This window comes from Candidatus Lokiarchaeum ossiferum, from assembly GCA_025839675.1.
In the GTDB taxonomy this organism is placed as follows: Archaea; Asgardarchaeota; Lokiarchaeia; order Sigyniarchaeales; family Promethearchaeaceae; genus Lokiarchaeum; species Lokiarchaeum ossiferum.
This window is the reverse complement of record CP104013.1, coordinates 2,443,395-2,457,577: the sequence shown is the minus strand read 5'-3', so window position 1 is coordinate 2,457,577 and position 14,183 is coordinate 2,443,395. Positions and strand designations below refer to the sequence as shown.

Sequence of the window (14,183 nt, the reverse complement as noted above, 5' to 3'; positions counted from 1 at the left end):
ACATTAACTATCTTTTGATTGATTTTTATCTTCTGATAGTTGGTGCTTAAAATGAAAATTACAAAAAAATCATTGCAGACTCTTTTCATTTGGTTGGTGCTTTTCGCTTGCTTGCCAATTGTCAATGCTGATCACGTTTTGAAAGTCATATACCCTGACCCCGGAGATGGTTTTGCTTATGCTCATAGTTATCGAATTGATTCGGGGCAGTTAACTTTAGGCAGTATTTCTTCGACTTTTTATGCAGGAGATGGTCAATTTTTACTTGAATATTTGACATTATGGGATGATATAAAAGTGAAATTTGAGTTTACCAATCAAAAATGTGATACTTTATATTTTGAAATTTCGAGTATCAATTCTGTTACTGTTAAAGCCTATTACACCGATGGAACATATTCGAGTAAGTTTATTTTAATTCCTTCGGGAAATCCAAATTCTTTATCCCTACAATCTTCTAAATATTTAGATTATGTCTACATTGATTCTGGACATAGTTTTGGGGCATGGACTGGAATTGATCTTTTAAAAGCAGAAATTTGCTAAACCATTTTCTCTTTTTTTTTTTATGAACTTGTTTTAAGGATACGCCTCATATTTGTTATTGGAATCTAATGGCAATGATAGAACTTGTACACATTTATTTAATTATTCCAAAATTAATTGAACTAATTTTGTTTCTCATTGCAATTTCGACTGTTTCTCATCAATTCCAAGATACAAAATGGGTGGAAAGGCCATTAACGCATAAATTACTTGTCTATGGGCTTATCGGATGGGTCGTTTTCATTTCTCTGGATCTCTTCATTTTTCTTTTTGCTGGAATTTCATTTAATGCATATACTCCCTTTGGTGTGTATACAGGATATGATTTTGATTATCCTTCCCTATTTATTGCAAATATATTAAGAGATGTGTGTGGTTTTGGTTTGTTGGTTTTATTAATCTGTTATTTTATCATACCCTTTAATTTAAGCTATGGGGAAAAATGGACTACTGAAAAAATCACCCAAAATAAAGGAATGCTAATATTATTTTTATTCTTCTCCATTATTTTAATTTTAGGAGAGAATTTATCCGCTATAATATCAGAAAAAGGCATTGTTCTTGATGCAACATGGGGAGAAATTAGTGGTGCGTCTATATTTCTTTTTATAATACTTTACATGATTAGCTCTATTCGGTTTGCTGTGATTCTAAACTCTTCATCTTCTAATTTTATAACGGGTTCGTATAAACATCAAATTAAATTTCTTCAGTTAGGTATTTTTTGCATAGGTTTTGGATTTCTTTTTCTTTTTATTATGGGGATGTTTAAACTTGCTTTTCCTAGTTTTTTTGAATCAGATATCATCCGTTTTTTGATCCATTTAATAGGCCATTCTTTTTGGATAGCCTCACCAATCTTTATTATTATCGGAATTCGCTTTCCTATAGAAGAATTGAATCCAGAAGATGATGATTTCAAGCGGATTGGAATGCATAAGTTACGCGAGTTTATTGACAATTCTTTTCTTGGATTTTTAATTTTTAAAGACTTAAATATCATTTATGCAAATCCGAAATTGTCTGAATTGTTTGGCTATTCAAAAGAAACCATTGAGAATTGGAAAATGTCTGAATTTTTTGATCAGATCCACATAAATGATAAAAATCGTGTTAAAGAATTCTTTTCTAATCTACAACCAGATCACATGCTTAAAAATTTCATCACATACCAGATCAATACTAATCAAAATAAATCAAAGTGGGTGCAACAAGCAGTAAATGTATTTAATTTAAAAAATGTTCAAATTATACAATCAGTTATCATAGATATCACCGAACAAAAGCAATTAGCTCTACTTATTGAAGAAAGTGAGAAAAAATTTCAGAAATTATTTCTTAATACGAATGATATGATCGTTCAACTCGATTGTAATGGTCTAATTGTTGAAACAAATCCTGCTGTTCTTGATATACTTGGTTATGCCAAATATGAATTGATTGGGCATGACATTGCGGAAATTATTGCACCAAGTGACCGGAAACGTTTAATCGAACAGTGGAACATTGCTATAGAACAAGAAAGAATTGAACTAATCGATGAATTGGATTTAATAAAAAAAAATGGAATGAAAATTACAGTTGAAAACAATTTTACTTTTAATTATGTTAATGGAAATCTGACCTTTGTAAATTCGATTACTCGAGATATAACGGGGCGTAAGGAAATCGAAAAACAACGAATGAACACCCAGAAATTGGAATCAATTGCTCTCCTTGCTGGAGGGATAGCTCATGATTATAATAATATTTTAGCTTCTATTTTGGGGAATATTAATCTGCTACAATTGCAATCTAATTTAACAGCCGATGCTGAAGTTCTTCTGCATGATTTGGAAAGTGCCACTATGCATGCAAGTAGCCTGACTAATCAATTGTTAACATTTTCCAAAGGTGGTACCCCAATTTTAAGTCCAACCTCTATTTACGATGTCATTCAAGATTCAGCTTCATTTGTTTTAAGTGGATCAAATTGTAATTGGAAATTTACATCAACGTACGAACCAATTCCTCAAGTTAATATCGATACTAACCAAATAAGCCGTGTCTTAAACAATATTTTTATTAATGCTGTGCAAGCAATGCCAGATGGGGGAACTATTAATCTTTCTATAGAAAAGTTAGTACAGAAAAATGAAGGTCTTGAATTGGCTTGTGGGGAATATTTGGTGTTGTCTATATCTGATACCGGTATGGGCATTCCTCTTGAATTACAGAATCGCCTATTTGAACCCTATTTTACAACTAAAGAAAAGGGTAGTGGGTTAGGATTAGCCACTTGTTATTCTATTTTGAAAAAACATGGAGGTCTGATTACTTTCACTTCCAAAATCCATCAAGGAACAACTTTTTTTCTTTATCTTCCTATAATCGATGCTAAGATGGACAATAATGATAAAAATGATCTTCACTCTTTCATCCCAAAAGCGAATATTCTCATTATGGATGATAATAAAGATATTCAAAGAGTCTTGAATAGAATGTTAACCAAACTTGATATGAACTTTGATATCGTAGACAATGGATACGAAGCAATCGCCAAATTTCAAGAGAAAATGAGCGAAAATGGAAAGTATGATCTTCTCATCATGGATCTAACTGTTCCAGGAAGCATGGGGGGTAGAGAAGCAATGGAAGAAATATATCGGTTGGATCCAACAGTTAAAGCAATCGTATCCAGCGGATTTTCTGAGGATGTTACACTGGCGAATTATAAGGAACACCACTTTCTTGACATATTACCTAAACCCTATAGCCTTCAGAAATTACGAGAAATCCTTTCCAAAATTTTAAACAAAGAAACCAATGATCATAACCGTGCCCAGAATTCCTAGCAAGATCCCAATTAGAAAATAGACCATAGATTTTGAAATATGATTTGATAGGAAAACCCCTGTATAAGAGCCTACCATCATTCCTATCCCAATTATTACTCCAAATACCCATTGAATTTCTCCCTGAATTCCATAATAGATGACATTAATTATCGAATTGACGAAAATCATTGCACTTGAAGAAGCAATCGCACTTGTAATTGGCATATGTAGTATTTCATGAAATACAGGGGTTGTTATTGGACCTCCTCCTATTCCAAAAAACGTGGTGAGAAATCCCGTTACAAAAAAGAATGGCGATGCGCGAAAAACTCTCTTATTTGTCCAGAATGAGTTATGTTCAATCTTTAAGATGGAATTGGATGGTGAAATGGACTTGTCAATTGATGGATCTAGAGTAATACTACTTTTGGAAATGTTTTTTAACTCTAATTTGGCTTTGAAAATCATTCGGAATGCCATAATTACTTCAAAAAGTCCAAATAAAATAAAAAAAATCCGTTCTTCAATAATCAAGTATTTTTGGAAGATAAAACAAGAAATACTGCCTAAAATTCCAAAGAATGATGTGAATAGGATAATGGAAATTGATATCTTTTTTTGTTTTATGTTATATAATGTCGCGATTCCGGAACTAAGTAGGATTAAAAATAAACTTGTTCCTTTTGCATAATTATGATCCATATTTAAAATTAAAAGAAGAAACGGCATAATTATGGCCCCTCCGCCAATTCCACTTATTGAAGTAATAATACCTATGAAAAATCCTAAAAAAATCATTAATAGAATACCCATAAATGTCATGGTTGACAATTCTGCAAGCGATAGCATCATTTTACTTAGCTTTTCTCATTAAATTCAACATTTGGAAAAATTGATCAATCATGATGACATAAAGGGGTTATAAAGAAACTAGCAATTATAATCCTGTTTTTCCATCACAAAAGTTTTTTGAAGGGGGATATTCTGTTTTGAAGGTTTAATTTGATTTGTGTGTATTCCGCATTCACCGCCTTCTTTTTTACTTCCTTGCCACCGCCCATCGCGTTCTGATTCATGATCAAAAATTGGTCGTGTACAAGGGGCACAACCTAAAGATCGATAACGTTTCCCATCTGGAAACGTTTTCAAATACCATGGATGAATAGGGATGTCATTTTTTTTGAGATATTCAAATATATCTTCTTCTGTAAAGTGGAGAATTGGATGAATTTTTGTTAGGTCTCCAGTTATTTCAATTTCTTGCAAATTTTGACGAGTGATTCCTTCTGAACTTCGAAGTCCATCGATCAATACGTCATAATTCGCCACTGCTTTTTGAATCGGAACCACTTTGAGGAGATGACAACATCGGTCAACATCTTCAGTATGTAAGAAATTCTCATGAGTTCCTTGAGCTTCTCGAAAATTATCTGGAGATAATAATTCCACTTTTATTCCATTATCAATTAATATTTGTGGAACCCGTTCGGCTACCATATATACCAAGACATCTAAATTCAGAAGACGGTTGATTTCCACTAAATATTCAAAAGTCTCTTTAGGTTTGAAAATTGTCATAATCGAAAATACAGGAATATTTGGATCGATTCGTCGTGCTAAATGAACAGCGGTAACACTATCTTTCCCAAAAGAACATCCTACACCTCGTGGTTTTGTATTAATAAATGCTGATTCTAATAAATTTAGAGCGTATTGAGTTTTTTCTGTTGACATATTTGGTTGCATCCTATTTTATCAAAAAAAAAAGACTTATATTTTGAAAATAATTCCTTTGTCTTGCAAGATTTGTTTTAACCTTTTTACTCCCCGTTTAATCCGCTGGAAGTTAAATAGATGGTAATCTACCTTGATATCAGTAAAAACCACATTACCTATCCACACACTAATCAATTTTTCGGGCACAATTAGTGTTTTTCTTAAGAGTTCTAGGTCTGATTGGTTCAATGATCTTGCAGTAACAATTAAAATACAGCCAGAATCTAACATAATATTGGCAATTTCCGCAAGTCTGCTGATGTGGTTGTCAGTATTATTAATTGTATTCAATCTAACACTTTCATCTAATCCATAAAGCAAATGTCCTATTCCCATATGATAAACAAATTTGCCTTGAGAAAACAGTTCTTTTTCAAGTGCTTTGGCTATCTCCTTCTTTCGGCTTTCTTTGCCTCCAGTTATTAATATCAAGCTTGATTTTTGATTATATCGCTCTGCACGATCATCCATACCAATCCTACTTCGTTCCCATGCAAAACTTAGATTTTCATTCGTTTTTTTGGTTTTTTCTGTTGAATTGTTAATGATGTCGGAGATTATCCCTCCACCTGCTATTTCGAAATCATCCACGATAACGAAACGACTGGTTAATAACAATTCATGAGTTAAATCAAATGCGATCGGTTCTTTTAACAAAAATTCACACTCTGCAACTTCATTTCTATGAATTTCTGGCTTTTCTTCAAAATTCAAATTGGTTGCATCTATAACTCTACGAATTTTTTGGAGGGTAAAAGGCACTTTTTGAGCACCTATCTTTATAAAGTATTCTTTTTCATACTGGAGCGGTAATTTTCCTAACCAAAATAGATCAACAACAATATTATTTGCTACATGGGGTTGATTTTGATCCGATCGAGCCATAATTTGACCTCTTTTAATATAAAGATGATCGGCAATCGTAAAACCTGTAGCATAACCGGCTGTTATAGTTTTTTTTGTAGAAGTGTTGAATCCCTCAATACTTTGAATTTTACTCGTTTTTCCTGAGGGAAGAAACACTACCTCCTCACCTACTGAAATAGCTCCTGATTCGATAGTTCCTGCAACAATTCTTCGTTTATCATTATTTTCTGTAAATTTGTACACATCTTGCACAGACATTCGGAAATTTTGATCTTCAGGAATTTTTTCCCCTATAAACATATCTAATTGGGATAGGATGGAAGGTCCTTTGTACCATGGAATATTCTCAGAATTAGATGCAACATTGTCACCCAATTTTCCACTTACTGGTATGAAACTTAAAGGAGTGACTTGAATTTTATCTAAGAATTGTTGATATTCGTGAACAATATTAAGGAACTTTGTTTCAGAGTAATCAATCAGATCCATTTTGTTAACAACTATGGAAATCTTTTTAATTCCTAAGAGAGAAATCATGTAGCAATAACGTTTGGAGTTTTCTTGAATTCCTTCATGGGCATCTATAATTAGCAATGCTGCTTCGGCGCGAGATGCACCCGTTACGACATTTCGAAGGAATTCTATATGTCCAGGGGTGTCTAAAATGATGTATTTTCTTTTTTCACTATTGAAAAAAACCCGTGCTGTATCTATTGTGATACCTTGCGCTTGTTCGTCCTTTAAAGCATCCAGTAAGAATGAATATTCAAACGGCTTAGAATTCCTTTTACATCGCTCCTTTATTTGTTCTAGCTTTCCTTGAGGTAATGATTTGGTATCTGCGAGCAATCTACCAATGATTGTACTTTTTCCATGATCTACATGACCTACAATCGCAATATTCATGCGATCACTTATTTCTTCTTCTAGATCCTTTGTATTTTCGGTGTAATTAGTGTCAATATATGGTTGTGTCATTTCTATTCCTCAGTTACATATACCCATCGCGGCGTAAAACTTCCAAACCGCCGCCATCTTCTTTATCTTGGGCCCGACCGTCCCTTTCAGCAATATTTACAAACTTACCTGTTTTCAATTCAGCAATAATTTGATGAACGTTGGCTGCGTGGGAATCTACAGGCTTAGTACATGGCCAACAACCCAAGGATCGATATCTTTTCCCTTCCCCCTTGTCAAAATAAAGGGAAACCATTGGTATATTCTCTCGTTCTATATATTCCCATATGTCTAACTCGGTCCAATCTAAAAGAGGATGGACTCTGATATGAGTTCCCGGGTGGAAGTCTGTTTTATATTGGTTCCAAAATTCTGGAGGTTGATCTTCAATGATCCAGTCATTGTGTGTATTCCGTGGGGAGAAATACCGTTCTTTGGAGCGGCTGCCTTCTTCATCGGCTCTCACTCCTACAATGATTCCCTCGAAGGCTTCATTGTTTGAATCGATTTCATATTGAGATTTCTTATGGTTCATGCGGTATCTGGGCCATTTTCCATTCAAAGTATTTTCTAATGCTTGGGTTTTTAGGAGTTTACAACAATCTAAATGGGTTGTTGTCCCATCTGGAAAGGTTTGCTTTTCATTTAATGCTGTTCGGTTTTGTCCATAGACCATATCGAGATTCCACTCTTTTGCTAATCGATCCCGATGCTCGATCATTTCAGGAATTTTATAACCTGTATCAATGTGTACAAGCGGGAAAGGGACATGTCCAAAGAAGGCCTTTCGGGCTAACCAGAGAAGAACTGTCGAATCTTTACCAATTGACCAGAGCATTCCCAGATTTTTAAATTGATTATAGGCTTCTCGCATTATGTGTATACTTTTATTTTCAAGTCGTTCAAGGTGATCCATAGTTATCATTTACTGTTTTATCGGTATTTTAAAAGTGTGAAGGGTTAAGTAAAATTCACGAAATCACTTGAATTGGAGTTATTTTTTCGGTTTTACTTTTTGAAGGGGCGGAAATATATGTCATATAAAAATTAACGATATAACTCGCTAAATATCGAATTTCAAATTTCTTCATATTCGCTACTGAAGGGAGATATATAATTCCATTATTGAATTGTTCATCCTTTTGGCTAAACTTATTTGGAAAGTTAAAAAGTTTGTATGTAGGATTGGTAATTACAGACATATTGTGATCATTAAAGTATTGAAGAAAATGTTTAATTGAAGATTCTGGAACTTGGATGGTATTATAGGGTGTTAAACTGGCATTACCTTTGAACCAAGGGAAAAAGAACTTTCGGACTTCTGCGGGTAGACAGTTCATAAAGTATAACGATTTTTTTGCGTAATTTTCTTCCATAAAGGAGTAATTACCAAGATTTTCATGCATCGATTTCAAAAGAGAATTGGATGGTTGCAACATAAAATCGTTATGGCTGAATCCTGGATTTGATTTGCGATAAGATTGAGTGATATTTAACAAGTTAATGTCATTATTGAACCGATTGAGTAAGTTTACGATATTAATAAATAAATAAAGAAAAGGTCTGCTGTTATAGAGAAGATATGTGGGGATTTTTTTTAGTAATTCTTTCTTTCTACTTGCAACCTGTTCGAGGGGGAGATCCATGACTGATTCCCGCACATATTTGATGATTTCCCGAAAATTATTTCTAATGTGCATGATTCCTCCTCCCAAAGCAATAGGTCGTTTATCCATTGCCATGGAATAGAGCGCAATATCTACTACATCATGACTGAATTTTAAATCCAAGGTTCCCCCTTGTACTCGGTCTTCTATGATGATGCAATTATGTTTTTTCTTGAATTCCAATAAGGAAGTGAGATTTAAGTCTTGTCCAAAGAGATGTGTTACTACGATTATATCGCACCGGTCCAATTTGGGAAGAGTTCCTAATCCATTATAAGTATCATTAAACGGTATGATGTGAAGATTTTCGGGTTGAACATGTAATTCTATAATATTTCGAAATGAGGTATGATGAAGGGGTGTGGTTGCGACTACGAGGTCTTTTTTCTCTAAAAACCTCATGCATGTTTCAAAAAGGGATCTACATGAATACCCCATCAATTTTGAATAATCAGCATATTGAATCCAATTTTTAAAAGTATCTGTTGTTTTTAAATTTATGAAATGGCCTATAAAATCACTCAATTTAAGGGATAGATAATCGGGAGCAGCCTTAATGAAATTTCTAAACATCATACATATAAATAGGTGTTTGATTATTTATATAAATGATCATTTAAAGAAAATTTTTCTGCTACTAACGATTAATAATTCTTTAAATTCTCTCAGAATCAAATCTAATATTCTCAATAGTTGTCTAAAAAAGGCTCAACTAATTCTATTTTACCGATAGTTTGGAAAAATTCGAGAAAACATCAATTTTATTTCAAATTTATATTTACTTATTTGTTTTTGTTTTTTCGGAATCTTTTCTGTCAATTTCTTTCAATTCTTCCATAAATTCATTCACTGCGTTTTTTTTTATTGGATTTGACGAAATCTTTGAATTTACTAATGAAATACGAATGGGTTGCTCGAGTTTTAGTTGTTCTTGAGTGAGTTCTATCTTTTGATAGTCTTCTTCATTTTCGGGAAAAATCTCCCGTTTAGGTGTTCCATGTTGTCCAATCCTTTTTGTTGATTGGATTGCATTATGTATTTTCATATCAAGTTTCTCTTCATCAACCAAGGGATATAAAGTATTATCTTCTTGATTTAATCGGATTTCAATCTTCCGAAAAATAATTTCGCTGATTTTCTTAAATTGTGGCATATTGGCTTTAATATCATAACTTAATCGATAATTTTTTCGATATTGGGCAAATTCGGTCATTAAATTCTCCATTTCACTTAAAAATGTCTTCGCAATTTTCATTTTTTGCGTGTCATGAGAATCCATTAGGTATTGGTAAACACTCTTGCTTTCCATAGTATGGTTCAATTTGAATCGTCCCGAAATTCTTCCTAAAATAAGTGCAATTTCCTCTGCATTTTTATTTGTATTTGCTTTTTTTGTTAAGGAAAGTAACTCCACTATTAATTGTCGAATTTCTACATGTTGATTCTGCAAACGTTCGAGATGATCCATGAACCAAATTTGGAATTTCGAGACCTTCATATTATGTTTTTACAAAGATTTTGAAAAAAATTACAAATTTTTACATGAAAATTCAAAATTTTAATTGAAAAAATATCTTAGGCAAAAGATTTTGATTTGTCAGAAACAAAAATTTTAACAAGAACATAATTACCAACAAAGAAACACCCGAAAAATAAGACGATACCTACTGGTAAAGTAATATTGATGATTGGTCTCCAATAGTTTTCATAATTTTCTTTCAATTCTTCAATCGTTTCATTATTCACTCCTTCGGTGCGATAAGGTTCATATTTTTCCTCATCAAGAGTGATACTAAAATTAGTCCATTTAGACACATACAATAGAACCAATCCTAAACCTATCAAAATTCCAAGAGCACATATACTTCTCCATACTGAAAATTTACGTTTTTTTGTTCTATTACTAAATCGATAGGTTGTTTTAATCATGTAATCCAATTACAGATCTTCAATTAATAAGTGTTTTGGTCTGTTGTGTCATGATCAAGACGAACATGTTAAACACCACAAATTTGAGCAAAAAGCTGATCAATTCAAATTTATTTCATACATGCAAACACGCTAAATTTTTCCAAATATATTCAGCTTCCCCCTGAAACCAATTATAAAAGAGCAATGGTTCTAATGGTTAGCAAAAAAATATATTATTTTTCTTTATCCTTTAAAATACCTAATCTTTGCAAATATTCTTGAATCAAATGGCACATAGGATCGTCAAATCCTTCATAAATGGCTTTATTATTTTTGCCTGCTTTGATAGATTCTTCGAACATATTGTAAAACAGATCTAATCCTTTACTTGATTCCGCTTCTAGGTAATCCTTGACCATATTGGGACGGAAAAAAGTAACACTTACCAGATCGTGTTTCTGAACAATACTCATCTCAATATCTAGTCCTTCAATGAAAATTCGTTTGATTTTTCCTACATTTTCTTCCCCGAACATAGAAAGAGCTGCGATAAAGTGGGAGATAAGATCAATCTTGATGCTTTCATCAAGCTGAAAATCATATAGAATATCCCCCCCAGAACGAGAAATGAAAATTCCTAAAATATAGTGCTTTAAAATTTTTTGAACAAGCTGGCACTGACTGTCGGTTAAATTATTCGATTTAAATCGCTCAAAAATTAGCTCGTTCACCACAATTTTTCACCTATTTCTCCGATTACTCTAATTTTTCTTCCCGCTTGAATATCTCTACGGCGAGCTGTTTAAACATGTCATCAACACCTTCACCTGTTTTGGCAGAACACTCAACAAAAAGGTAATTATGCTTCATCGCATAAGCTAAACCTTCTTGACGGGTGACCTTTCGTTCCAGATCAATCTTATTTCCAACGAGAAGGACAGGTACTTTTCCCAAACTCTCTTCTAGCTCTTCTCGCCACTTCTCTAAATGTTCAAAGGATAAATGATTGTGTACATCATAACACATAAGTGCACCCTTTGCATCTCGATAGTACATACCTCGAATTTTGTCATACATGGCCTGTCCGGCTGCATCCCAAACATTCATTTTGGCCGTGAAACGATAAGTGCCCGAGAACAAAATATCGCTGCTAATATACTCTCCCTTGATTTCTTTGGAACCAAAATCCACTCCTAAGGTTGTTTTTAGATCCTTTTTAAAATAGTTATCAGTAAAACGCACTTTTATTGCGGTTTTTCCTACTGCCGAATCGCCAATTTCAATGATCTTGAAGGAATAATTGTTTCGGACTAAAGTTTTGACTTCATTATTTCCCCATTCTTGCAATTCAGACCCCGTTACCAAATTTGGTTGGACTTCGGTGATCTCTTCCAATTCAATGATAAATCCTGTTTCATAGGTATGATCTTTCATTGAGGCAAGTGCGTTAGGATTTAATTGCTTAATTTTTCCTGAGCATGGAGAATTCAATGTTGTCATTCCTGAATCTGTGGTAATTGCTGCGAAAGGAATCCCTATTTTCACTTCATCCTCAACTAAAATTTTCAATTCATTTGGATTGTGCAAGAAGGCATAACCAATCTCATCTAATCCGAGTGTTTTTTTATCATTATTCAAATATACATGTTGATTTTTCGTATATAGAAGATTATCCGGTAGACTAAACCGTCCATCTGCAATTGTGACCATAATTTCGCATCTCAAAAATTATACTTTAGGTATCATCTACGATAACTCAACCTAAAGTATTTTTTTATATATCTAATTAATTCAAAAAGAATTGATAAATGTTCTGAATTAGTGGAATTTTGGATCAATTTGTCTTTTTTTTTACCTACAAATCCTACTATTGTTTGGAGTATTTATTAATGTGCAGAACAAATTTTATTAATCAATTCTTATTTAATGATCTAATAACAATAAACTTAAGTTGTAAATACTAAGTTTAGTGATAATATTGTCAGTTGGGTGACTTATTTAAGAAGGTGTTCATCCAAAGCAAATTATCAGTTTTCACGTGTGAAAATGGGTGACTTGAATTTGAAGTTTTCCCTAACTTTCCTACGTCGAAGGTGTTTAATAATGAAGGGAAGGAAATGAGCCGAAATAAAAATTTAATACAATTTAATCCTGATATTCTCACAGAATTATCCATTGAAGAATCCCATAGTAAAATTCGGGCATGCATCCAGTGTGGGGAGTGTTCTGCAGGTTGCCCTTCAGGTAACTGGACCGCTATGAAAACACGAAAAATTATGCGGCAAGCGCTCGTTGGCTTAGAATCAGTTCTGTCAAGTAATGATATTTGGCTTTGTTCAACCTGCTTTAATTGCTATGAACGCTGTCCACGAACGATTCCAGTGACCGAAATCATTCTAAAATTGCGCAATATGGCTGTTCGTGAAGGTCATATTCCCGATCCATTGAAAGGTGTGATTAAAAATTTGGTGCAGCATGGTCACGCTGTACCATTGGGTGGTGAACTGTCTACTTGGGCCAAATTACGTATCAAAATGGATCTTCCCCCCCTACCTCCAACAGTCCATAGTTATCCAGAAGCAATGGATGAGCTCTATACTCTAATCAACAAAATCAAGTTTAACGGCAGGATTCCCTATCAACTTTAAGGTGACCTAAAAATGGAAAGTGAAAAAATATCAGATAAATCTTCAAAGGAATTGAATTATTCCCTCTTTTTGGGCTGTGTGATTCCTAATAGGTATCCTATGATTGAACGCGCATCACGCACCTTGTTTGATGAGTTGAATATTAAAGTAGATGAAATGGAAGGTGCGAGTTGTTGCCCTGCTCCAGGCGTTTTTCGGTCTGTGGATAAAGCTATGTGGCTCACCGTGGGGGCTCGGAATATTAACATTGCTGAACAAAATCATAATGATCTCCTCACCCTTTGTAATGGATGCAATGGAACTTTAAATGAGGTAGATCATCAACTTAAGCATAATGAAGAACTTAAAGGACGCGTTAATGAAGTGCTATCATCTGTGGGTCGCACTTATACCGGAACTTCAAAAGTTCGCCACATCATGGATGTCCTATATTATGATATCGGTGTTGAAAAAATCAAATCCTTGGTAAAACGTAAGCTTAATCTGAATGTTGCGGTCCATTATGGCTGTCACATTTTAAAACCCGCCGCAATTCAAGTTTTTGGGCAAGATCCTGATGATCCCACATTCTTTGATGAAATTGTTGAAGCAACTGGAGCTACTTCCATCATTTATCGTAAGAAGATGATGTGTTGTGGGGCAGGTGGAGCTGTGCGGACAGCCAATAAATCCGTGAGTTCCCACTTAACTTTGGAAAAATTACGGGAAATTCGAAAGGCAGGGGCAGATTGCATTGTGGTATGTTGTCCATTTTGCCAATTGCAGTATGATTTAGGACAATTGGAAGTAGCGAATTTAATGGATGAAGGAGAAGTACCATTCCAAATTCCTGTAATCTATATTACTCAACTTCTTGGTTTAGCCATGGGAATTGAACCAGAACGTTTAGGGATGATAAAACCTGCGGACATGAAAGGTATTTCACCCTTCACATCACAAGACCCAATATTAGAAAAAGTCAAGAATATGCCCTTGACTGAAGGAGGTAATTAAAT

Annotated in this window: 13 protein-coding genes; 4 read left to right on the top strand and 9 right to left on the bottom strand. The window is 33.9% G+C overall.

The window, feature by feature from the left end; genetic code table 11:
• Positions 1 to 51 precede the first annotated feature (51 nt).
• Complete coding sequence (locus NEF87_RS10190; RefSeq protein ID WP_457919714.1) at positions 52 to 546, top strand: hypothetical protein; 495 nt, start codon at positions 52 to 54, stop codon at positions 544 to 546.
• 68 nt (positions 547 to 614) lie between these two features.
• Positions 615 to 3,380: a hybrid sensor histidine kinase/response regulator gene (locus NEF87_RS10185; protein WP_457919713.1), complete on the top strand. Its 2,766-nt coding sequence runs from the start codon at positions 615 to 617 to the stop codon at positions 3,378 to 3,380.
• Here the strand turns inward: NEF87_RS10185 and NEF87_RS10180 are convergent.
• From NEF87_RS10180 to NEF87_RS10140, 9 genes are all read right to left on the bottom strand, one after another.
• Positions 3,336 to 4,214, bottom strand: coding sequence for a sulfite exporter TauE/SafE family protein (locus NEF87_RS10180; protein WP_457919712.1), 879 nt, complete (start codon positions 4,212 to 4,214; stop codon positions 3,336 to 3,338). The genes NEF87_RS10185 and NEF87_RS10180 overlap by 45 nt on opposite strands.
• Positions 4,215 to 4,292: 78 nt before the next feature.
• A complete protein-coding gene (locus NEF87_RS10175) occupies positions 4,293 to 5,096 on the bottom strand; it encodes a phosphoadenosine phosphosulfate reductase family protein (protein WP_457919711.1) in 804 nt (267 codons plus the stop codon).
• Positions 5,097 to 5,132: 36 nt separating this feature from the next.
• Entirely contained in the window at positions 5,133 to 6,983 is a 1,851-nt protein-coding gene (locus tag NEF87_RS10170; RefSeq protein WP_457919710.1) for a GTP-binding protein, read from the bottom strand.
• Between the two features lie 13 nt (positions 6,984 to 6,996).
• Positions 6,997 to 7,878 carry a sulfate adenylyltransferase subunit CysD gene (gene cysD / locus NEF87_RS10165; protein WP_457919709.1) on the bottom strand — a complete coding sequence of 294 codons (882 nt, stop codon included), beginning with the start codon at positions 7,876 to 7,878 and terminating at the stop codon, positions 6,997 to 6,999.
• A gap of 55 nt (positions 7,879 to 7,933) precedes the next feature.
• A complete protein-coding gene (locus NEF87_RS10160) occupies positions 7,934 to 9,205 on the bottom strand; it encodes a hypothetical protein (RefSeq protein ID WP_457919708.1) in 1,272 nt (423 codons plus the stop codon).
• 202 nt (positions 9,206 to 9,407) lie between these two features.
• Positions 9,408 to 10,127: a hemerythrin domain-containing protein gene (locus NEF87_RS10155; RefSeq protein ID WP_457919707.1), complete on the bottom strand. Its 720-nt coding sequence runs from the start codon at positions 10,125 to 10,127 to the stop codon at positions 9,408 to 9,410.
• Between the two features lie 77 nt (positions 10,128 to 10,204).
• The gene (locus NEF87_RS10150) at positions 10,205 to 10,558 is read right to left on the bottom strand and encodes a hypothetical protein (protein ID WP_457919706.1); all 354 of its coding nucleotides are present in this window, start codon (positions 10,556 to 10,558) and stop codon (positions 10,205 to 10,207) included.
• A 215-nt stretch (positions 10,559 to 10,773) separates the two neighbouring features.
• Entirely contained in the window at positions 10,774 to 11,274 is a 501-nt protein-coding gene (locus tag NEF87_RS10145; RefSeq protein ID WP_371806354.1) for a hypothetical protein, read from the bottom strand.
• Positions 11,275 to 11,296: 22 nt separating this feature from the next.
• The gene (locus NEF87_RS10140) at positions 11,297 to 12,250 is read right to left on the bottom strand and encodes a Rab family GTPase (protein WP_457919705.1); all 954 of its coding nucleotides are present in this window, start codon (positions 12,248 to 12,250) and stop codon (positions 11,297 to 11,299) included.
• Between the two features lie 407 nt (positions 12,251 to 12,657).
• Between NEF87_RS10140 and hdrC the strand changes: the two genes are divergently transcribed.
• Both hdrC and hdrB read left to right on the top strand, forming a co-directional pair.
• On the top strand, positions 12,658 to 13,188 hold the full coding sequence (hdrC, locus tag NEF87_RS10135; protein WP_371806352.1) for a CoB--CoM heterodisulfide reductase subunit C: 531 nt from the start codon (positions 12,658 to 12,660) through the stop codon (positions 13,186 to 13,188).
• Between the two features lie 12 nt (positions 13,189 to 13,200).
• On the top strand, positions 13,201 to 14,181 hold the full coding sequence (gene hdrB, locus NEF87_RS10130; protein ID WP_371806351.1) for a CoB--CoM heterodisulfide reductase subunit B: 981 nt from the start codon (positions 13,201 to 13,203) through the stop codon (positions 14,179 to 14,181).
• Positions 14,182 to 14,183 lie beyond the last annotated feature (2 nt).